Annotated in this window: 15 protein-coding genes and 3 tRNA genes; 6 read left to right on the forward strand and 12 right to left on the reverse strand. The window is 65.8% G+C overall.

Annotated features, from left to right (window positions below):
- Positions 1-69: 69 nt before the first annotated feature.
- Positions 70-3,066, reverse strand: a complete 2,997-nt coding sequence (locus tag ACXR2W_RS02290; protein WP_458811528.1) for a LamG-like jellyroll fold domain-containing protein — start codon at positions 3,064-3,066, stop codon at positions 70-72.
- 252 nt (positions 3,067-3,318) lie between these two features.
- Here ACXR2W_RS02290 and ACXR2W_RS02295 point away from each other — a divergent pair, with 252 nt between their 5' ends.
- From ACXR2W_RS02295 to ACXR2W_RS02305, 3 genes are read left to right on the forward strand one after another with little or no spacing between them, the layout of a single operon-like run.
- Positions 3,319-4,239: a TIGR01777 family oxidoreductase gene (locus ACXR2W_RS02295; protein WP_458811530.1), complete on the forward strand. Its 921-nt coding sequence runs from the start codon at positions 3,319-3,321 to the stop codon at positions 4,237-4,239.
- Complete coding sequence (locus tag ACXR2W_RS02300; protein WP_458811532.1) at positions 4,236-6,221, forward strand: heavy metal translocating P-type ATPase; 1,986 nt, start codon at positions 4,236-4,238, stop codon at positions 6,219-6,221. The genes ACXR2W_RS02295 and ACXR2W_RS02300 overlap by 4 nt, the downstream gene beginning before the upstream one ends.
- A gap of 39 nt (positions 6,222-6,260) precedes the next feature.
- Positions 6,261-6,698 carry a hypothetical protein gene (locus tag ACXR2W_RS02305; protein ID WP_458811534.1) on the forward strand — a complete coding sequence of 146 codons (438 nt, stop codon included), beginning with the start codon at positions 6,261-6,263 and terminating at the stop codon, positions 6,696-6,698.
- Between the two features lie 119 nt (positions 6,699-6,817).
- Here ACXR2W_RS02305 and ACXR2W_RS02310 read toward each other — a convergent pair whose 3' ends face one another.
- Entirely contained in the window at positions 6,818-8,053 is a 1,236-nt protein-coding gene (locus ACXR2W_RS02310) for an Nramp family divalent metal transporter (protein ID WP_458811536.1), read from the reverse strand.
- Between the two features lie 174 nt (positions 8,054-8,227).
- Between ACXR2W_RS02310 and ACXR2W_RS02315 the strand changes: the two genes are divergently transcribed.
- Complete coding sequence (locus tag ACXR2W_RS02315) at positions 8,228-9,136, forward strand: ADP-dependent NAD(P)H-hydrate dehydratase (RefSeq protein ID WP_458811538.1); 909 nt, start codon at positions 8,228-8,230, stop codon at positions 9,134-9,136.
- A gap of 440 nt (positions 9,137-9,576) precedes the next feature.
- On the opposite strand, the gene ACXR2W_RS02320 is transcribed toward ACXR2W_RS02315, so the two are convergent.
- From ACXR2W_RS02320 to ACXR2W_RS02330, 3 genes are read right to left on the reverse strand one after another with little or no spacing between them, the layout of a single operon-like run.
- On the reverse strand, positions 9,577-9,816 hold the full coding sequence (locus ACXR2W_RS02320) for an antitoxin VbhA family protein (RefSeq protein WP_489948822.1): 240 nt from the start codon (positions 9,814-9,816) through the stop codon (positions 9,577-9,579).
- 10 nt (positions 9,817-9,826) lie between these two features.
- A complete protein-coding gene (locus ACXR2W_RS02325) occupies positions 9,827-10,495 on the reverse strand; it encodes a response regulator transcription factor (RefSeq protein ID WP_458811542.1) in 669 nt (222 codons plus the stop codon).
- Positions 10,492-12,456 (reverse strand): sensor histidine kinase, encoded by a 1,965-nt coding sequence (locus ACXR2W_RS02330; protein WP_458811544.1) that lies wholly within the window; start codon positions 12,454-12,456, stop codon positions 10,492-10,494. Before ACXR2W_RS02330 ends, ACXR2W_RS02325 begins: the two co-directional genes overlap by 4 nt.
- A 173-nt stretch (positions 12,457-12,629) precedes the next feature.
- Between ACXR2W_RS02330 and ACXR2W_RS02335 the strand changes: the two genes are divergently transcribed.
- Positions 12,630-13,274 (forward strand): hypothetical protein, encoded by a 645-nt coding sequence (locus tag ACXR2W_RS02335; protein WP_458811546.1) that lies wholly within the window; start codon positions 12,630-12,632, stop codon positions 13,272-13,274.
- Positions 13,275-13,299: 25 nt separating this feature from the next.
- Here ACXR2W_RS02335 and ACXR2W_RS02340 read toward each other — a convergent pair whose 3' ends face one another.
- From ACXR2W_RS02340 to ACXR2W_RS02360, 5 genes are all read right to left on the reverse strand, one after another.
- Complete coding sequence (locus ACXR2W_RS02340) at positions 13,300-13,659, reverse strand: GntR family transcriptional regulator (RefSeq protein ID WP_458811547.1); 360 nt, start codon at positions 13,657-13,659, stop codon at positions 13,300-13,302.
- Entirely contained in the window at positions 13,656-14,702 is a 1,047-nt protein-coding gene (locus tag ACXR2W_RS02345; protein WP_458811549.1) for a hypothetical protein, read from the reverse strand. Before ACXR2W_RS02345 ends, ACXR2W_RS02340 begins: the two co-directional genes overlap by 4 nt.
- Positions 14,703-15,064: 362 nt before the next feature.
- Positions 15,065-15,137: transfer RNA gene (locus ACXR2W_RS02350), tRNA-Phe, on the reverse strand.
- Between the two features lie 66 nt (positions 15,138-15,203).
- Positions 15,204-15,280 (reverse strand) — tRNA-Asp (locus ACXR2W_RS02355).
- Positions 15,281-15,315: 35 nt separating this feature from the next.
- Positions 15,316-15,388, reverse strand: a tRNA-Glu gene (locus ACXR2W_RS02360).
- 216 nt (positions 15,389-15,604) lie between these two features.
- On the opposite strand from ACXR2W_RS02360, the gene ACXR2W_RS02365 reads away from it, so the two are divergent.
- Positions 15,605-16,816 (forward strand): aminotransferase-like domain-containing protein, encoded by a 1,212-nt coding sequence (locus ACXR2W_RS02365; RefSeq protein ID WP_458811551.1) that lies wholly within the window; start codon positions 15,605-15,607, stop codon positions 16,814-16,816.
- On the opposite strand, the gene ACXR2W_RS02370 is transcribed toward ACXR2W_RS02365, so the two are convergent.
- Positions 16,800-17,786, reverse strand: a complete 987-nt coding sequence (locus tag ACXR2W_RS02370; protein WP_458811553.1) for a C-terminal binding protein — start codon at positions 17,784-17,786, stop codon at positions 16,800-16,802. The two genes, ACXR2W_RS02365 and ACXR2W_RS02370, sit on opposite strands and share 17 nt — an antisense overlap.
- Positions 17,783-19,435, reverse strand: coding sequence for a thiamine pyrophosphate-binding protein (locus ACXR2W_RS02375; protein WP_458811555.1), 1,653 nt, complete (start codon positions 19,433-19,435; stop codon positions 17,783-17,785). Before ACXR2W_RS02375 ends, ACXR2W_RS02370 begins: the two co-directional genes overlap by 4 nt.
- Between the last annotated feature and the right edge of the window lies 1 nt (position 19,436).

Here is a 19,436-nt window from a genome sequence, read left to right on the forward strand (position 1 = left end):
CGTCGAAGTCGATAGGTGCGGGCGCCGCCCCGCTTGCTGCTGCGCGTGGCGGCGCCCGCCGAGCTGCGTCTAGTGCTCGGTGGGTCGCGTCACCCGACGGCGACGCAGCGCGAGCGATCCGAGCAGGGCCAGGGCCCCTAGCGCGGTGGCCGCGAGTGCGCCCATCACGGGTGAGTGCGGGGCGCCGGTCGCGGCGAGCGCCGCGTCGGTCTTGGGCGCTGCGGCCTCGGATCCGGATCCCTGCGTGCCCGCGGGGGTACCTGAGCCGTTATTCCCTTCGCCCCCGGCGCCCTTGCTGCCGTCCGTACCGTCCGTACCGTCCGTACCGTCCGTACCGTCGGCACCGTCAGTACCGTCAGTGCCGTCAGTGCCGCCGTCGGCGCCCTCATCGGAGCCGCTACCGGCACCCTCGTCCGGAGCCTGCGCGACCGTGATCTGCGCCGTCACGGGGTGACGGGAGTCGTCTTGTGCGATGCCCTGCACAAGGAACTCGCCCGCCGCCGCGTACTCGTCGGCTTCGATCGCTTCCCACTCCACAGCGACCTCGTGCACGGCGCCGTCGGCGGTCGTGAGTGCGACCGTGGCGGGGAGCTGCGGCGCAACCCCCGGCGTCGTGGCCACTGCCACCTTTGCCGCATCTTCGACCGCGATGGCGGGCGCATAGGCCGCGAGCACGCCCTCGTACTGGGCGCGGGTCACGGGCACGATCGTGCCGTGGCGCGGCTTGCCGTTGTCGGAGTTGACCGGGAGCTGTGACACGGGCATTTCATCGCCAATGACCTGCCAGGAGCTCGCGTCGGTGATGTCGTCAGTCGCCATGGGCACGTAGTGGTTCGGGCCGCCGTGGTAGTTGGGCTGGTCGGCAAAGAGGTAGTACTCGTAGCCGTTTACGTCATCTGCGTTGGCGGGAAACAGTGAGGGGCCTTCGCCCGCCGAGAAGGTGCCGCCGTAGCCGTTGGGTTGCCCGTTGCCGATCTTGGTGCCGTCTTCGACCCACTCGTCAGCGGCGCCGGTGGTGCCGGGGTATGCCGCTGCGACCTTCGCGAGCAGGTCTGTTGAGTGCTCCTGCCGCAGCGTCATCGACTTTTCGTCTTTGTACACGCGATAGTAGTCGTCGCCGTGCTTGGCCACGGTGACGTCGATTGATCCGGCGCCTGCCTGGCCGCGGCGGTCAACGTCGATCCACACTTCTGGTTCTGAGAATTCAACGAAGTCGGGTGTTGTCGCGACCATCATGCGGTTGTAGTTGGGGGTGTTGCCGTGGCTGCCCTCGGTGTCTGTGTCGTACAGGTTCGACGCCCAGTACACGACATAGAGCCCCAGCTCGTCGTCCCAGTAGGCTTCTGGGGCCCATGTGTTGCCAGCAAACCCGGTGCTGACGGTGACGTGGCGCTGCTCTGACCAGTTCACGAGGTCGCTCGACTCCCACACCTCAATGGCGCGTGAACCGTAGGTCTGCGCACCGGTGAACCCACCGGGGCGGCCGTCAATTTTCAGGTCGGTCGCGATCATGTAGAACGTGTCGCCGTCTGGCGAGCGCAGAATGAAGGGATCACGCAGCCCCTCTTCGCCCATGTTCGAGGTGAAGATGGGGGTGCCCTCATTGAGGGTGTTCCAGTCGAGGGCGTTATTTCCCTTGGATGCCGCGAGGCTAATCTTCTCGCCGCCAACGCCCTCACCGGTGAAGAAGGCCCACACGTAGGCTTCGTCGGTAGATTCGTCAGCGGGAAGCGGTGCGATCGAAGCGGTGAAGTCACGGGTGAGCGTAACGGCCCCGTTGGTGGTGGTGGCGCGCAGGTTCACCTCGGCGGCAGTGGTGGCCGGGCGCGTAACGGTGACGGTGTGGGAGTCTGCGTTGACTCCAGCGCCGATGCTGGCGTGCTCGGCGCCCTTCGTGATGTCCCAAGTGATCGACGACCCCTGAGCCCCCAGGAGTGGGAGCGAGAAGTCGCCGCGCAGCGCATCAATGTTGTTGATCGAGAGGGCGTCGCTATCGCGCTGTGCTGAGCTTTCGTCGGTGACCGCTGCGACGTTCACGGTAATGGTCGCCACGATGCCTGGGTTGCCCGCCGCCGTCGCCGTAATCGTCGCTTGGCCGGCAGCACCGGCCGTGACGACCCCGGCTGCGTCGACCGCGGCGACAGCGGCGTCTGTGCTCGACCACACAACATCTTGCTCTGACCCCGCGGGGGCGATCGTCGATCGCAGGGTCGTGCTCTCGCCCTCCCAGGTCTGCCATGTCTGTGCACCGCTGTCACCGGTCGAGATTCCAGTGCCCGACAGTGCGATCGATGCGGGCGTGGGCGCGCCCAGCTGCGTGGCCGTGAGCGCCGCGGGTGTGATCGTGAAGTTGTCGATCAGCCCCGAGAAGTACTCGCCGCCGCCCCAGTTGGCTTTGCCGAGCTGAAGCACGCCGCCGCTGCTACCGAGGATCTGCGACAGGCTCGGGCCCTTTGTGTTCTTCGACACCAGCTGCTGGTCGACGTACACGCGGGCCGTATCGCCGTCGAGCACGATGTCGATGTGCTGCCACTGCCCCGCGGTGCGCGCTGCGGTCAGGTTACCCTCGGTGACACGCGTACCGGTGTTGTTGTAGCGTTCGACCGTCAGTTTGGCAGCGGTATCGAGCGTGCCGAGGTAGGTCTCTTTGCCGTTTGTTGGCGCCCCGGCGCCCCGCGCCGCATACACGGCCCAGCCCGTGTTGCCCTGCGTGTCGGGCAGGCTGTCGTACGAGATCGTCACGGCGTCGAGGCTGGCAAGCGGCGACCCACCGCCCGTCTTGGTCACATCGAGCCAAAAGTTTTTGCCGAGCCTGGCCGCGGTGCCTTGCCCGGGCGCCCCGGCTTCAAGCTTCTCTGTGCCCTGCACCGTCGCCTGCGCCCCTCCCCCGGCAAAGACCCCGCCGGCCGCGGGCGCATTGAAGTCAAACGCCGCGATGGGCGCTGGAATGGTCCCGGGATCGGCAAACGCGCCCGCCCCCGGAACCGCGATCAGGGCGCACGCGGCGGCGGTTGCAATGGCACCGGCTCTCAGCCACGTATTACTTCGGGTATTGCGTGAACTCACTCCGTGTCTCCTTCGACAGTTTGCGTGCAGTGCGATGAGCCTTCTCCGCGCAGATACGCGGCACCCCCGTCACGCTCGTCACCAACGGCAACTTGTGAGCGATAACAAGCATCGGCAAAGAATCATGTTAGCGAGAACAGCCTCGCTGCGCTAGCCCCGACACCACACAGCTGGCCGCGGGAACCCTGCCGAGATGCAGCGCGCGGCGTTACCCTGTAACCGTCAGCACACCGGCATTGAAGCGGAGGCAGCATGGAGCCCGTGATCATCTCTGGCGGCTCGGGGCTCATCGGTCGCGCGCTCGCCCAGTCACTGCGCGCGGGCGGCACGCCCGTCACGCAGCTCGTCAGGCGGCCAGCGACCGGCCCCCATGAGATCCAGTGGCAACCGGGTGAGCGCGCTCTTGATCCGGATCATGTTGCCGGGGCCCGCGCCGTCGTAAACCTCAACGGAGCGAGCATCGGCAGGCTGCCGTGGACGCGCGCGTACCAGCGGCAGCTGCGTGCGTCGCGGCTGGACGCGACGCACACGCTCGCGACCGCGCTGCGAGCGCTCGGACCGGGAGCCCCGGCGTTCTTATCGGCATCGGCCGTGGGATTCTACGGTGATGCGCCGGGGCAACAGCTCACCGAGCAGCACAGCGTGGGGGCCACGTTTTTGGCGCGGCTGTGCGCAGATTGGGAACACGAGGCCAGGCGCGCGGGCCCCCACGTGCGGGTCGTACACCTGCGCACCGCGCCGCTGCTACACCCCGAGGGCGTGCTGAAACCACTCGTCTCGCTCACCAGACTCGGGGTCAGCGGCCCGCTTGGGCGGGGCACTCAGGTGTGGCCGTGGATCTCACTCACCGATGAGGTGCGCGCCATCGAGCACCTCATCAGCGAGCCCATCGAGGGACCCGCAAACCTGAGCGGCCCCGCCCCAGCCACCGCCACCGAGATCGGGCGCGAAATCGCCCGCCGCCTGCACCGCCCCTACCTGCTACCGGCGCCCGCCTGGGCGCTGCGCGCAGGACTCGGCCGCGATGCCGCCGACTCCCTGCTCTTGGCCGACGCCCGCGTCGTACCCGAGCAGCTCACCCGCTCGGGGTTCACATTCGAGCACGAGACCGCCGCCGCGGCAATCACCGCCGCGCTGAGCGGCTCAGCGAGCGCGCCACCGAGGTCACCATGAGCCACGACATGCACCACGACATGCACCACGATCACGTCGCACAGTATCGGCGCCTGTTCTGGATCATGCTGGTGTTCGCGATACCCACCGTGCTGCTGTCACCCATGTTCGCGATGATCGTGGGGTACCCGCTGCCCGATCTGCCAGCCCTCACCTGGGTCTCCCCCGCCCTCGGAACGCTGATGTATGCGTGGGGTGGCAGGCCGTTTCTGACCGGAGCCATCACCGAGATCCGGTCTCGCACGCCCGGCATGATGCTGCTCATCGGCCTCGCCATCACGGTCGCGTTTCTCGCGTCGTGGGGTGCGAGCCTCGGCCTCATTCACCACGAGCTCGACTTCTGGTGGGAGCTCGCCCTCCTTATTGTGATCATGCTGCTCGGGCACTGGATCGAGATGCGTTCGCTCGCCCAAACCACCTCAGCCCTTGACTCACTCGCCGCACTCCTCCCCGACGAAGCCGAACGAGTCGAGCCCAGCGGTGAAGTCGTCACCGTCTCGCCCGCAGAGCTCAACGTCGGTGACGTCGTGATCGTGCGCCCCGGCGCCAGCGTGCCCGCCGACGGCCGCATCACCGATGGCAGCGCCGCCATGGACGAGTCGATGGTCACGGGCGAATCTCACACCGTCACCCGCAGCGAGGGCGAACACGTCACTGCCGGCACCGTCGCCACCGATTCAGGTCTGCGCCTCGAGATCACCGCCACCGGCGATGACACTGCCCTCGCAGGCATTCAGCGCCTCGTCACCGAGGCGCAACAGTCCTCATCGCGCGCACAACGCCTCGCCGACACCGCCGCCGGCTGGCTATTCTGGTTCGCCCTCGGGGCCGCCATCATCACCGCGATCATCTGGACCCTCACAGGCCACCCCGACGACGCCGTCATACGCACCATCACCGTGCTCGTCATCGCCTGCCCGCACGCCCTCGGCCTCGCCATCCCCCTCGTCGTATCGATCGCGACCGAGCGCGCCGCCCGCGGCGGCATACTCATCAAAGACCGCCTCGCCCTCGAACGCATGCGCACCGTCGACACCGTGCTGTTCGACAAAACCGGCACCCTCACTCGCGGCACCCCGGTCGTCACGCACCTCGACACGACGCCCGGCATTGATCCGGATCAGATGCTCGCGCTCGCCGCCGCCGCCGAGTCAGACAGCGAGCACCCGCTCGCGCAGGCGATCGTGCGGGCCGCGGCAGACCGCGGCCTCGACGTGCCCGCGAGCTCGGATTTTGCGTCGTCGCCCGCGGTGGGCGTGACCGCGACCGTGGCGGGGAGCCGTGTGCGCGTGGGCGGCCCGCACCTGCTCGCCGAGGAGGGCGCGGCGGAGCACCCGGCCGCCGACGAGTGGCGCGCGAGCGGGGCGACGATCTTGCACGTGCTGCGAGACGGCGCGGTCGTGGGGGCGCTCGCGCTCGCCGACGAGACGCGCCCCGAGTCGCGTCAGGCCGTTGACGCCCTGCACGCCCAAGGCGTCACGGTCGTGATGATCACGGGCGACGCCTGGGCCGTTGCGCAGTCGGTTGCACACGACCTGGGCATCGATCGCGTGTTTGCGGGCGTGCACCCCGAAGACAAGGCAGCGAAGGTGCGCGAGCTGCAGGGCGAAGGCCGAGTCGTCGCGATGGTGGGTGACGGCGTGAACGATGCCCCCGCGCTCGCGCAGGCCGATGTGGGGCTCGCTATTGGGGCCGGCACCGACGTCGCGATCGCTTCGGCGGGCGTGATCCTCGCGAGCGACGACCCGCGCTCGGTGCTGCAGGTGGTCGCGCTGTCGCGCGCCACGTACCGCAAGATGAAACAGAATCTGTGGTGGGCGGCCGGGTACAACCTGGTGTCGGTGCCGCTCGCGGCGGGCGTGCTCGCGCCCGTGGGGTTCGTGTTGCCGATGTCGGTGGGAGCGGTACTAATGTCGCTCTCGACGGTGGTCGTGGCGCTGAACGCGCAGCTGTTGCGCAGGCTCGACCTGCGGCCCGGGTGACACTAGATATCTGATGTTTGTCTGATGTACCCTGAGGGTATGAGCACTGCCACATTCACAGACCTTCTGCGCAGGCCAAAAGAGGTGCTTGCGCGCATCAACGAAGAGCAGGTACGCATCACGCGCCGAGACGGCGACGACTTGGTTATTTTGCGGGGCCATGACCTCGATGTGCTCGAGAGTGGAGTAGCACTCTCAAGTCAACTCATCAGAGCGATCCACCGCAATAGCGGCAACGTTGAAGTCGCGCTCACCGAACTATTTGCTTGGGCCAACGACTTCAAAGACAGTGAACTCACTGAGTACGCGACAGAGATCGAGAGCCTCCTATACTCCGCCAGTGAGCTCGGCAGTTTTGAGCGACTGCTGCGCGTGCAAACGGAGTGGCGCGAAACCGCCGCCGCATACGCGATGGATATGACGCCCACTGATCCGGTTGAATTTACTGATCCGCCACGTCGGGCTCCACGCCCCTAAGACTATGAACAGGAAACGCGGCGAGGTCGTTCCTAGACCAGTAAAGCTGACTGAGTTCGAAATCTATTTCGCTAGCAATGCCGCCCAACTTCAGGGAGCGGCACGCGAGCAACGCCCGCTTACAGGAGGCCGAGTTCGAGCACGATGAGCGCAACGTTGAGCGCAACGATGCCGGCTGTGACACCCCAACCCGCGGCCGTCGTCCACGCCGCGTTCGTGGCGCCAGCCATGATGCTGCGGCGCGAGGTGAGCCACACCAGCGGCACGAGCGCGAACGGAATACCAAAGGACAGCACCACCTGACTCAATACGAGTGCGAACGTGGGGTCGACCCCCACCGCTAGCACGACGATCGCGGGGATGATGGTGATGAGCCTGCGCGTAATGAGCTTCAACCGCGTGCGAAATAGACCGCCCATAATGTCGCTGCCGGCGTAAGCACCCACCGCGGTCGAGGCGAGCCCCGACGCAAGCAGTGCGATCGCGAACAGCAACCCGGCCGTCGTACCGAGTGCTGTTTCAATGGCGGCGTGCGCCCCCTCGAGGGTGTCAGTGCCTTCGACCCCGGGAAGCACGGTGGCGGCCACGAGCAGCATCACCAGGTTCACTGTCCCCGCAATGGTGAGCGCGATGGTGACATCGATGCGGGTCGCTCGGATCAGCCTGGGCAGGGGCACGCGCGGCCCCGTGCTGAATCGGTCGCGCGCGAGTGACGAGTGAGCGTAGATGGCGTGCGGCATAACGGTCGCCCCCATAATGCTCGCGGCGAGCAGCACCGACTGCGCGCCATCAAATTTCGGCACCATGCCACCCAGAACGTCGCCCGGGGCGGGTGGTGCGACGAAGAGACCGTAACAAAACCCGATCACGATCACGATGATGAGCCCCATGATGGCAAACTCAAACGTTTTGGCGCCCCGTTTGGCCTGCACAAAAAGCAGCGCCGTCGAAACCACGCCCGTGATGATCGCACCCGCGACGAGTGAAATATCGAAGAGGATCCAGAGGGCGACAGCGCCGCCGATCACTTCTGCCACATCAGTCGCGATCGCCACAAACTGAGCCTGCAGGCCGTACAGAATGCGGCCGCGGCGGGTCTTCATCCGCGCACCCAGCAGCTCAGCCATGCTCGACCCCGTGGCGAGCCCCAGCTTTGCAGAGAGGTATTGAATGAGCCATGCCGCGACATTCGCTGCCACGAGCACCCATACGAGCAAGAACCCAAACTGGGCCCCCGCCGACATATTGACCGCTACGTTACCCGGGTCAAGGTAGGCGACGCCCGCCACCATCGCCGGGCCGAGCAGCCAAACCGGCGCTGATTTGGTCTTCTGCCCCGCTGCCTGATTGGCCACAGTCTTCACCGTTGTTACCGCTCCATTCGAATCAAAACAGGTGCCTAACTCAAAAAGTTCGGCATGCCGAACATTTATGATGGTAGCACCTTTCGGATTGGATGTTGCGGCGCTTGCGGCTTTGCTCGTGTTAGCGTGATGCCAGTTGGAAGCGGCGCTGAGCGAGAGGAAATCATGGGCACAGCAGCACCCGTTTCGTGGCAAGCAACAGACGCTCGCTCCTGGCTCAGGCCGCCCGGGCCCAAGGATTACAAGCTCACGCGCGGCGTGCTCGCGGCACGCATCGGGTCTGCGCGATACCCGGGAGCCGCGGTGCTCGGGGTGAGCGCAGCCTGGCGCGCCGGCGTAGGAATGCTCCGATACATTTCGCCCATTGAACCGCTAGGAGGCGTCGCCCAGGGGCTTCCCTCAGCCGCGGCGGCAGTGCTCGCCGCCAGGCCCGAAACCTTGTTTGGCGCAGGGCCCTGCGATGCCTGGCTGCTCGGGTCGGGCACCGACCCAGCCGACCGGGTGGCAGCTGAAACCGCCACGCTCAACGCCCTTCATCAGGGGCACGCACCGCTCGTGGTCGATGCAGGCGCCCTCACAACGACGCTCACTCGAGACATCACCAGCGCCCCGGCTGTGCTCACCCCGCACATCGGAGAGTTTCGCAGGCTCTGGGCAGCCACAGGGCTCCCTGAGTTAGCTGCCGACACCGATCAAGCTGCGGCCGCCGCACGCCTTGCCGCGCACCTTTCAGCAACTGTGCTACTCAAAGGCTCGACGAGCTTCGTCGCGACCCCGAGCGGCCGGCTTTTATCGGTGGGCCCGGCCACCCCGTGGTTGGCGACGGCTGGCACAGGTGATGTGCTCGCTGGCATTCTCGGTGCACTGGTCGCGCGCCACGCGCCCCAGGTAGACGCTGACCCCGAGGTACTCGGCCCGCTCGCGGCCACCGCTGCCCTCGTTCATGACGCGGCCGCACGCATTGCGTCGGGCGATCACACTGTCGACCCTGCGTTGTGCACAGGGTCGCCGATCACGGCGCTCGACGTGGCAATCAGCGTGCCCGCGGCGCTCGCGTCATTGGCGGCCCTGTGATGCCGCTTGCCGTGGCATTTCGGTCAATCGCTGCCTCACGAGCGTCTTCGTGTCAGCGCTGTGACCACCGACCTGATAGCCAAGTCTTTGGTGCAACGATCGATGCCCGGTCCAGGCCTTGAAGGAACTTTTTGTCTTTCAGTGATGTGAAGACGTGGAATGCGTTTGTCTCGAGCCCCGCCTGTGGCGCGAAGAACTGCCCTTGGCCTCTCCGCATATCGATAGTTCGGAGGTGCCCAGCCCAGTCGAATAGGTCTTGGAAGATGTGCTGATGGAGCGCCTGCAATTCGGCCAAGTCCCGAGTGCCGGGCACAAGGTTGTAAGTCTGAAGTTGGATCGTGCGACTCACAGTGAGGTCAACCTCGATTGCTGCAAGCTCTTCTGCCGTATCGGCTCCGGGTATATTACGCAACACCCCTGTATGGGGGTCTAAATAGGGATCAGGTGTTTGCGGCAAGTCCGAACCGTTCGCGGGTAAGCTCTACGAGCTCATCAGCACTGATCACCCCAGCGACGTATTTGTCACTACCTTCTCGGAACGCCGAGCTGACATTGAGCCCTTCGAGCATGGCACTGTGTACAGTCTGATTAACCAAGGTTTCTCGTTGATCCTGTGCACTCATCCCCATACCCCCTTCGCCGATAGTCACTATTTCTATCGCGGGGTGCTTAAAATGCATCGGCCCACTCTTATAGTGGGCCGTCGTCGCGACCTCCCGAAGCGGTGGGCTCTCGTGACGCCCGCGCCCGTGTAATCGCAGCGACTCGATCCGGCACTCGCAGCTTCGTCAGAATATTTGACACGTGGTTGCGCACGGTCTTCAGGCTGATCATGAGCTCGTGTGCGATGGCCGCGTTTGTCTTACCGAGCGTCATGAGTTGCAGCACCTCACGTTCGCGGGCGCTCAACATTGGGAGCGCCGATTCAGCCGCGGTAGCGCCCGAGGCAAAGTGGCCGATTACCCGGTCGGCTATCTCTGCTCCGAAGACCGCGTCGCCCACAGCAGCAGCGCGAATCGCCGCCTCAATTGCGTCTTCCTCGGCCCCCTTGAGGAGATATCCCCGCGCCCCCGCGCGCATCGCCGCGAACACAGAATCATCGTCTTCAAACATCGTGAGTATGAGCACCGCAGGAGCCGGGCTCATCTGCGCGATTCGCCTAGTTGCCTCAATGCCGTCGAGCCCCGGCATCTTGATGTCCATCAGCACAACGCTTGGCCGAAGCTGCTGCGCAAGCAACACCGCTTGTTCCCCATCTTGCGCTGACCCCACGAGTTCGACACCCACAAGATCGCCCACCATCAACGCAATCCCTCGCCGAAACGCCGGATGATCGTCTGCAATCAACACCGTGATCATGGCTTCTCCTCGGTTACCGTCGCGTGTAAGGGCAACTTCGCGGTGACCACAAGCCCACCGGTTGGTCGTTCGTAACGTTCGCAGCTGCCCCCGAGTTCTGCCGCACGCTCTTGTAGCGACCGCCAACCGACCCCGGCGAGCGAGTCGGTTCGAGCAGGCGACTGTGTCAGCTGCAGCCCGCGACCGTTATCTGCGATCTCCACCACCAGCACACGACCCAACGCAACGTCAAAAGCGATGTGGAACGAAACTCTACAGTGGCTCGCCGCCGCGTGGCGCACCACGTTAGTTACCGATTCCAGGGCGATCCGATAGGCCGCGACCTCAACAGCCGCGGGCAGCTGCGCGACGCCCGCATCGGCGTCTGTATCGGCGCCTGTACCAGCGCCTGTACCAGCGCCTGCCTCAACATCGATACCCAGCCCCGCAGTCATGCCCGCGATTCGGGCTCGCACTGCCCCGACAAGGCCTAACTCATCGAGCGCAGCAGGTCGAAGGTCGTTCACCAGCCTGCGCACCTCCCGGATCGCTTCGCGCACCTCCTTTCGGGCTTCGCGAATCAGCGAGTCACTGCCTGGCGGTGCCCCTCGGCTCGCGGCAGCTAACTGCAGCAACACGGCGGCGAGCGCTGGCCCCACCCCATCGTGAAGATCTCGGCGGAGCCTGCGTCGTTCTTCTTCACGTGCTCTGACGATCGCTTCACGAGACGCCCCCACATCGACTGCGAGCTGTTCGGCCGCGATAAGCGCGGCGGCATAGTGCGCTAGGTCTGCGAGCAGCTGCGCATCTGCCGCAGCAAATCGTTTGCCCTCTCGTGCCCGCGCTACGACGGTACCGAGCGGTCTACCGCTATGCACGAGGGGTGCTTGAATGGTCGCCGAGGGGTGCGCCTGGGCTGGACCCAACCCGGCGACATCGGCGTTCGCAGCACGCGACCCGGACGGCTCCAGCCACACCCGTTCTGCGTTCAGCGCTTCAGCGACGGTGACCATGACGAGTTCAGTAACGTCTGCCCCGCCAGCCTGGTCTACTCGCTCACCGAGAAGCCTCAGGGCCTCCCCCGGCGCGGCACGATAGCCGTACACCCAGCGTTCGATGCGGCGCCGCAGCCACGTCGCGGCCGGATGAATCGCGATCGCCACGACTCCAACGGCGACGATGCCACCCAGCCCGCTGCTCCCAAGCAGGCGCGCGGCACCCCATAAGGCGGCAGCGTAGAGCGCCAACACCGCACCCGTGAGCGCCAGCCAGGTCAGTGAATGGCTCACCACTGGCCGAATGTCAAACAGCCCGTGAGCGAAGACGCTGCCGGTGATCGCGAGCGGCATACCCACCGTAATGACAACGAGTGTCACCTCTATCACCCACGTCTGGTCGGCAAAGAACCAGACATTTAACCAGAACATCAGCAGCCCGAGCGGCAGCGACAGCGCACCCCACACCAGCCAGAGCAAGCTTCGCCGTTCATCGCCCACGGCCCCGCGCATACGCACCCCCACCGATGCGACAGCACCACCGATAAACGCAATCACACTGACCAGCCCCACGATTCCCAGCACGTTCGCCACGACTTCGGGCAGCCACTGCGAACCGCTGACTACCGGTGCCAGCTGCGCAAACCCGGGATCCGGCACTGCAGCTGCACCGAGGAGAAACAGCACCGTACCCGCCATGCACAGCCAGAGCCAGCGTCTCCACGCGCGTGACGCGGGGCGACCGCTTGGCACAAGATAGGCGATGAGCACGAGCCACAGATACAAGAAGACCCAAGCGCCCTGGCTCGCTTGGCGCAGCGGGCCAGCGATGGCGGTGGGCAGCAGCGCGAGCGGCGGCCCGAGCAGCAATCCCACCGACAGTGCGTGCGCGATGAGCAGCCAGCCGATTGCTGCGGGGCCGCGCCGCAGCAGCACGAGCACGCCTAACCCCAGGGGGATCAGCGAGGTGATGGCGGCGGCGCTCATGGCTTCAATGTACCCGCGCCGATCTCGCCGGGCTATGCTCCCGGGCTTTCTTCCCGGCCGCAGCGGGAAGGTGCCCCATGCGCCTGGGCCCACGCTGAGCGCACGCTTGTGGGTGAGGGCAACCGGCCTTCAGAACGCAAGTAACGCAGTGAAAGATACGAAAGGAGCAGATCATGTCACGCAGTCGATTCGAACGATTTCTACCGTGGTCTGGGGTGATTGCGGCGGTGTGCTGGACGGCGCAAATGTTTGTTGGTGTGGTTGGCGAGACCGATGATCCGGGTGGCGCGAGCGTGCAGGTGCTACGCGAGCACACACTGGCGAACATGGTGCACATGGCGTTACTCATGGCGACCGCGATGTCACTCGTCTACTTTGCGGCCGCTACACGCGCCGCATTGCGGGCCACTGAGGCCGCAGAGGCGGGCGCGTCTGCCGTTGCGTTTGGCGGCTGGCTCCTCGTCGCGGTCGCCCTCGCTCAGATGGCGGTGCGCGACTTCGCGCTACTGTCGGCGGCGGCTGACGGCAACGCCGCCGCCACGACTGCGATCGGCTACCTCGCTTGGCCCGGCTGGGTGGGGATGCTGGCGGGACTTGCGACCGTGTTTGTCTCGATCGGGATCGGTGCTCTGCGGGGCGGCGCGCTTCCACGTTGGTTTGCGATCGTCACGCTCATACTCGGAGTGCTTGTGACGCTCGGCGCTCTGCATATTCCGCCGGGCGGCATGATCGGCTACCTGCTGCTGCCGCTATGGCTTGTGGTGGCCGCGCTGCTGATCGCGCGCAGCCAGCGTCACGAACGCGCAGCGGTGGGATAGATCTTTGAGGGCGCACGGCTCCGGTTCAGTCGGTGGTGGTCGGCCAGAGGGCGCGCAATACGCTCGTCGTTTCGTCGAAGCTGGTGCCCGATTCATAGGCGGCTTCAACGAGTGCGCGTGCTCGTTCGACGACTGCTTGCGGTGCGCGTGCGGCCCCGGGGGCGACCCGTGTTCCTGCGGCAGTTCGAGTCACGACGAGTCCTTCTTGCTCGAGGGCTCGGTAGGCTTTTGCAGCGGTACCCTGGGCGATACCGAAGTCGCGGGCGGTTTGCCGGACGGTCGGGAGGCGCTCCCCACCACCGAGCTGACCTGAACGGATGGCACCGCGGAAGAGGTCCGTGATGTCTTCGGCGGTACGCAGCGATGGTGAGTCCGAGGGTGTCATTGCACGATCTCCGTGCTCGTGCCTACTGAGGCCTCCGCGCACTCAGCAGGGGCCTGCCGGTCCCTGGTCACGACTCGGCGAGCACGGATGGAATCGATTGCCAGCCGAAGCAGGAGCGCGGCGCCAACACCCTGGAGGACGTACCCGCCCTGGTGCATCAGGAACGCGAAGTCCCCGTATCCCGTGCCGACATTGACGATCGGCTGCCCGCCCCTGCCTGGTATCTGAGGATAGATGCCGACGATGAACTCGCCGATGAACCCGATGTGCGCCCACACGGCGCCGAGGGTGAGTAGCACGCCGCCGAGAAAGACGAGGGTGAACAGGCGCGCGGTTACTCTGCGATCCTCGAACCCGCCGCCGGCTGCGCCCAACGCGAAGCCTGGACGATTCGCGTCACTCGCCAGCGCCCGCATGAGCACCGCAGCGGCTAGGAGTAAGACGACCATAGTAGCGAGGTGGTGAGGCCAGCCCGCACCCCAGATGTACCCGACCCCATCGGGCGCTGCCATGTACACCGGAAGGTCTTTCTGCAGCGGGCCGATTCCGTAACGGTCGGCCCCTGCAGGAGCCGACACCCCGATAGCCGAGTGCCACGTGACGGTGAACAGAAGGGCCACAGCGCAGGCAGCAGCAAGCCAGAGCAGCGTGGGCGACGCGAATGCCCACCAATGGCGCCGCGGCACGATCGCGCCCTGAGTCATCGGCGGCATCGGTGCGCGCTTCATCATGATCGCAGCAAGAGCGATGACGCACGCCGCGGCCAGCAGAGGGAGCGGGCGCTGCCACCAGCCGCCCCAGTTCGTTTGCAAAGGATCGGTAAGAGCGAGCGCGTTCGCCAAGGAAGCAACAGCGAGCACCGCGAGCGACCCCGCCACCCCCGTCGCCGTGAGCACCGAGAGACGCCTCGTGCCCGGGGAGAACGAGATGATCCTGCGCGGACGAATCCACGAAAGCCCGAAGAACACGACTCCGAGCGTGAGCGCCATCTCAACGGGAAACACTTCCTTGAGTTGCCAGACCAGCCAGTACAAAACATCCATGTCATCACTCCACTCTCAACTTCTTGTAGCGCAAAGATAGCACAAGTTGTGTCGCGATCATGGATCAAGATGGTGAATGAGTACGAAAGAGCCGCGGCGTGCCGGCTCGGGCCGACGTGGATCCTGCGACTCCTTCGTCGCGCAGGATGACGGCAAGTAGCGCCGCGCAGGAAAACGACTGGAGCGCGCAGGACGACCCGTAAGCAGCGTCGCGCAGGATGGCGACGGGAGTACACAAGAAGAAGAGAGTGCGCAGGCTGGCGACCGCGACACAGGGCCCCACGCTACCAGCGCCGAAAATAAAGGAACCCCCAAGAGTAGAAGCCTCTTGGGGGTTCAGCAGCGGTGTAATCTCCGCTACGTGGCTCCGACCGGCATCGATCCGGTGACCTTTCGATTTTCAGTCGAACGCTCTACCAACTGAGCTACAGAGCCAGGCGACTCATTCAAGAACTTGTCACCTGAGACGAAGAAGCCCTTCCATAAGAAGGGCTCTTCATCTGGCGACCCTGACGGGACTTGAACCCGCGACCTCCGCCGTGACAGGGCGGCGCGCTAACCAACTGCGCTACAGGGCCTTACATATTCAATTGTGTGTTAGCAAGTTCCTCAGTGACCCCAACGGGATTCGAACCCGTGCTGCCGCCGTGAAAGGGCGGTGTCCTAGGCCACTAAACGATGGGGCCGAAGCGATTCATTCTGAACTTCTTCTTGACTTCCTCGCTAACAAGATATGACTTTACGCGACCATCTCCCACCCCCGCAAATCGAGGCCCCAAAACGGCGATTCCCGGGCGGGTCGCAGTGCAGGATCCGCATAATTGCGCCACTTTCTTCCCAAACGCCGCGCACGCTGGCAGCATGGGGGTATCGACCAGTGCCTGCTCGAGAGGAGCTGCGCCATGCAATCCCCGGCCCCACACGCAAGGTTCGCAAGGCGCGAGCGCTTCTTTCGTCCCTCCCCCGTGCGGTCGGTGTGGGACGTCTCGATGGAACCGGGCATGATCTCACTCGCCGGCGGCAACCCCGATCTCACGCAGCTGCCGCTCGACGCGCTCGGTGAGGCGGCCGCCCACCTCGTCAAAGCGCAGGGTCTCGAGGTGCTGCAGTACGGGGCTGGGTCGGGCATTGCCCCGCTGCGCGAGCAGCTCGCGCTACTGATGCGCACAACAGGTCTCGCCCCCGACCCCTACGAGATCCTCATCACCGCCGGTTCGCAGTTTGGCATCGAACTGGTTACGGCGATGCTGTGTGACCCGGGCGACGTGATGCTGGCCGAAGCCCCCACCTACGTGGGCGCAATCAGCACGTTTCTGGGGCTGGAGGTAGCCGTCGAACATGTCGCGTGCGACGAGCACGGCCTGATTCCCAACGAACTCAAGCGCCGCATCATCGAGCTGCGCGCGGCCGGCCGCACCGTCAAAGCGCTCTACACGATCCCCAACTTCAGCAATCCCGCGGGCGTGACGCTGTCTGCCGCTCGCCGCCCCGTCATCGCACAGATCTGCAAGGACGCGGGCGTCACCGTGATCGAAGACGATCCGTACGGGCTCGTGCGCTTCGCCGGCGCGCACATCGCTCCGATCAAGGCCCACGACGACGACGTGATCTACCTCGGCTCGATGAGCAAGATTTTCTCCCCCGGCATTCGCATCGGGTGGGTGTACGCCCCGCGTGCGCTGCGCGATCGGCTGCTGCTCTTGTCTGAGGCGACTCTCATTCATCCCTCGCTCATCAGCCAGCACCTCGCGCTTGCGTACCTGCGCGATTTCGATTGGCGCGCGACGCTCGACAAGACCATCGCGCTCTACCGTGAGCGCGCCGAGGCGCTTCTCGCGGGGCTAGCCGAGGCGCTCCCCGCGGGCTCCACCTGGACCAGCCCAAGCGGCGGCTTCTTCGTATGGGCCACGCTGCCCGAGGGCTACAGCGCAGACGCCCTCTTCACACTCGCGGTGGAAGAGGGCGTCGTGTTCATCGCCGGACCCGGCTTCTTTGCCGATGGCACGGGAGACCGGCACCTGCGGCTCTCGTTCTCACTCGAAGCTCCGGATCAGATCGCTGCGGGCCTTGAACGGCTCGCACGGGCCACTGCCCGGCTCACGCGAGCGTGTTGACGGGCGAATCAGGAGCGCCCGAGAACACCACCGACACCGCGTTCTGCGCCTGGATGCGCACGTACTCGATCTCGGTGCGAGTCGAGAAGTACGCGATGTGCGGCGTGAGCACGACATCGCTTCGTCCAACGAGTGGGTGCGAAGCCGCGGGCGGCTCCTCCTCCAGCACGTCGAGCGCAGCAGCGGCCAGGTGCCCGGCGTCGAGCGAGGCCGCCAGAGCGTCGCTGTCGATGAGGCCACCGCGCGACACGTTGACGATGACAGCGCCCGCGGGCATGCCCGCCAGAAACTCGGCGTTGATCATCTTCTCTGTCGAGGGGAACAGCGGCAGGTGTAGCGAGAGTACGTTCGCCTGCGCTTGCACCTCCTCCAGGCTCGCACGGGTCACACCGGCTGCAGCCAGATCGGCCTGCACCTCAGGGGTGTCGGGCAGCATCGGGTCGTAGCCGAGCACGCGCCCAAACAGCGGCCCTGCGACGCGAATGTATTCGCGGCCGATCTTGCCGAGGCCCACCACACCGAGCGTGAGTTCACTCATGCGCGGGGGCGCCACGGGGGCGCGGTCGTTCCAGGTGCCGGGCTTTGCAGACTCCAGGTAGAAGTCGAGCTGGCGCACCGCGTGCAGGGTGAGCGCGAGCGCGTGGGTCGCAACCTCTTCGGTCGCGGCGCCGGGCACGTTCGTCACCCACACCCCGTGTTCAGTGGCGGCATCGAGATCGACGTAGTCGAAGCCCATCGACATGAGCGCCACGATCTTGAGCTCGGGCAGTGCCTCGATCACTTCGCGGGTCACGGAGGCGTAGCCGGGTAGCAGCACGGTTGCCCCCTGTGCGCCCGCGATGATCGCTTGTGAGTCACGCGTGTTCAGCACGCGCACCTCGAAGCCAGCCTCCTCCAGCAGCGCAACGCCCGGCGTGATGTCAGTGTCATCGGCGTCGGTGTAGACGGCGATCGGCTTCACGGCGCTCATGCGGCAGCCACCGAGGCGTCGAAGGTTGCCTGGTCGATGTGGATCAGCTGCAGTCCGCCACCTGCGACGGCTGCGGCCACCGCTGCGTTCAGCTCGGCAACGTTCGCTGCGCGCTGACCATTGCCACCGAACGCAGTCGCCACGGCCGCCCAGTCGGGCTGTACGAGGTCGACGCCCACGGGCGCGATCTCGGCGTCGAGTTCGTTCTGCTTGATCTCGGCGTAGCCACCGTTGTCGACGACAATCACGGTCACATCGAGGCGCTGCTCGATCACCGTGATGAACTCGTTCATTGAGAACATGAGCGCACCATCACCGGTCACGGTGAACGCGGGGCGATCCGGAGCAGCAATGCGCGCGCCAAATGCCGCGGGCAGGCCGTACCCCAGAGTCGCGTACGTGGCCATGTAGGGCGTCGAGTTCGGCGTGGCCACGCGCAGCGTGTTGAGCAGGCCCCAGTACGCCACCTGCGAGGAGTCAGTCGCGACGATCGCGTTGTCTGGCAGCGCGCCCGCAATCGCCTCGGCCAGCAGCGTGTTCACCGTCGAGAGTTCGAGGGACTCGGCGCGCACAGCGGCGCGAGTCGCTTCGACGCCCGCCGCCACTGCCGCCGCGTCGCGCGGCGTGAGCTCTGCCGTGGCCAGCTCGGCATCGATCGCGGCAAGCGCGGCCTGCGCATCGCCCACGATCCCCACGTCGGCACGCTGGTTCTTGTGCAGCTGGGTTTCGAGCAGATCGATCCGGATCACGGTGCCCCGCGCTTCGAGCTCGTCGACCCACAGCTCAGCCTCGCCCAGCTTCGAGCCGACAACGAGCAGCACGTCTGCGTTCTGTGCACGGTCGCGGGCGGCGGCCAGGCGCAGCGCCGAACCGATGGCGAGCGGGTGACGCTCGTCGAGCACGCCCTTCGCGTTGAGGGTCGTCACAACCGGCGCCTGCAGCCGCTCGGCCACCGCGCGCAGCTCGGCTGCCGCGCCGCGCGATCCGCCGCCCGCGAGGATCACGGGGTCCTGGGCGCCCGCAAGCAATTGGGCGGCCTGGGCGACGAGCGCCTGATCCGGAGCTGGGGTTGCCTCGAACTCGCGTGCTGCGAGGATCGCGGCATCGATGTCGTTCTCTTCCTCGAGCAGGTCGAGCGGCACCTCAATGTAGACGGGGCGGGGGCGCGTCGTCGCGAACAGCTCGAACGCATCGTGCACCGCTTGCACCGCTTCTTCGGCGGTCTGTACGCGGCGGCCCCACTCGACGATCGCGGCGGCGGCAGCCAGCTGATCCTTCGTCTCGTGCAGCGTGCCCTTGTCAGCAAACTCGGCGCCGCGGGCGGGGCCGGGCGCCAAAATGATCATGGGGCGCGACTCGCAGTACGCGGTGCCCGCAGCTGAGAGCGCGTTGAGCAAGCCCGGGCCGCTCGTCGTGATGACGACGCCCGGCTTGCCCGTCTGCAGCGACCAGCCGTCAGAACCGTAGCCGGCGCCCTGCTCGTGACGCGTGGTCACGGGACGAATGCCGAGCGCCCCCAGCGGCCGGTAGAACTCAAGGTTGTGGGTGCCGGGGATCCCAAAGATCGCGTCAACACCGTAGCCCGCGATGGTCTCCATCACAAGCCAACCGGTCGTGAGTCGCTTCGCGCTCTGCTCAATCTGCGTCATT

Source organism: Leucobacter faecis (assembly GCF_054456695.2).

Excerpts from the sequence above, each read along its gene's own strand:
- ACXR2W_RS02325 (WP_458811542.1), bottom strand. The coding sequence starts at position 10,495 with ATGATCACGGTGTTGATTGCAGACGATCATCCGGCGTTTCGGCGAGGG.
- ACXR2W_RS02300 (WP_458811532.1), top strand. The coding sequence starts at position 4,236 with ATGAGCCACGACATGCACCACGACATGCACCACGATCACGTCGCACAG.
- ACXR2W_RS02375 (WP_458811555.1), bottom strand. The coding sequence starts at position 19,435 with ATGACGCAGATTGAGCAGAGCGCGAAGCGACTCACGACCGGTTGGCTT.
- ACXR2W_RS02370 (WP_458811553.1), bottom strand. The coding sequence starts at position 17,786 with ATGAGCGCCGTGAAGCCGATCGCCGTCTACACCGACGCCGATGACACT.
- ACXR2W_RS02365 (WP_458811551.1), top strand. The coding sequence starts at position 15,605 with ATGCAATCCCCGGCCCCACACGCAAGGTTCGCAAGGCGCGAGCGCTTC.
- ACXR2W_RS02315 (WP_458811538.1), top strand. The coding sequence starts at position 8,228 with ATGGGCACAGCAGCACCCGTTTCGTGGCAAGCAACAGACGCTCGCTCC.
- ACXR2W_RS02335 (WP_458811546.1), top strand. The coding sequence starts at position 12,630 with ATGTCACGCAGTCGATTCGAACGATTTCTACCGTGGTCTGGGGTGATT.
- ACXR2W_RS02345 (WP_458811549.1), bottom strand. The coding sequence starts at position 14,702 with ATGGATGTTTTGTACTGGCTGGTCTGGCAACTCAAGGAAGTGTTTCCC.
- ACXR2W_RS02330 (WP_458811544.1), bottom strand. The coding sequence starts at position 12,456 with ATGAGCGCCGCCGCCATCACCTCGCTGATCCCCCTGGGGTTAGGCGTG.
- ACXR2W_RS02305 (WP_458811534.1), top strand. The coding sequence starts at position 6,261 with ATGAGCACTGCCACATTCACAGACCTTCTGCGCAGGCCAAAAGAGGTG.
- ACXR2W_RS02340 (WP_458811547.1), bottom strand. The coding sequence starts at position 13,659 with ATGACACCCTCGGACTCACCATCGCTGCGTACCGCCGAAGACATCACG.
- ACXR2W_RS02295 (WP_458811530.1), top strand. The coding sequence starts at position 3,319 with ATGGAGCCCGTGATCATCTCTGGCGGCTCGGGGCTCATCGGTCGCGCG.
- ACXR2W_RS02320 (WP_489948822.1), bottom strand. The coding sequence starts at position 9,816 with ATGCATTTTAAGCACCCCGCGATAGAAATAGTGACTATCGGCGAAGGG.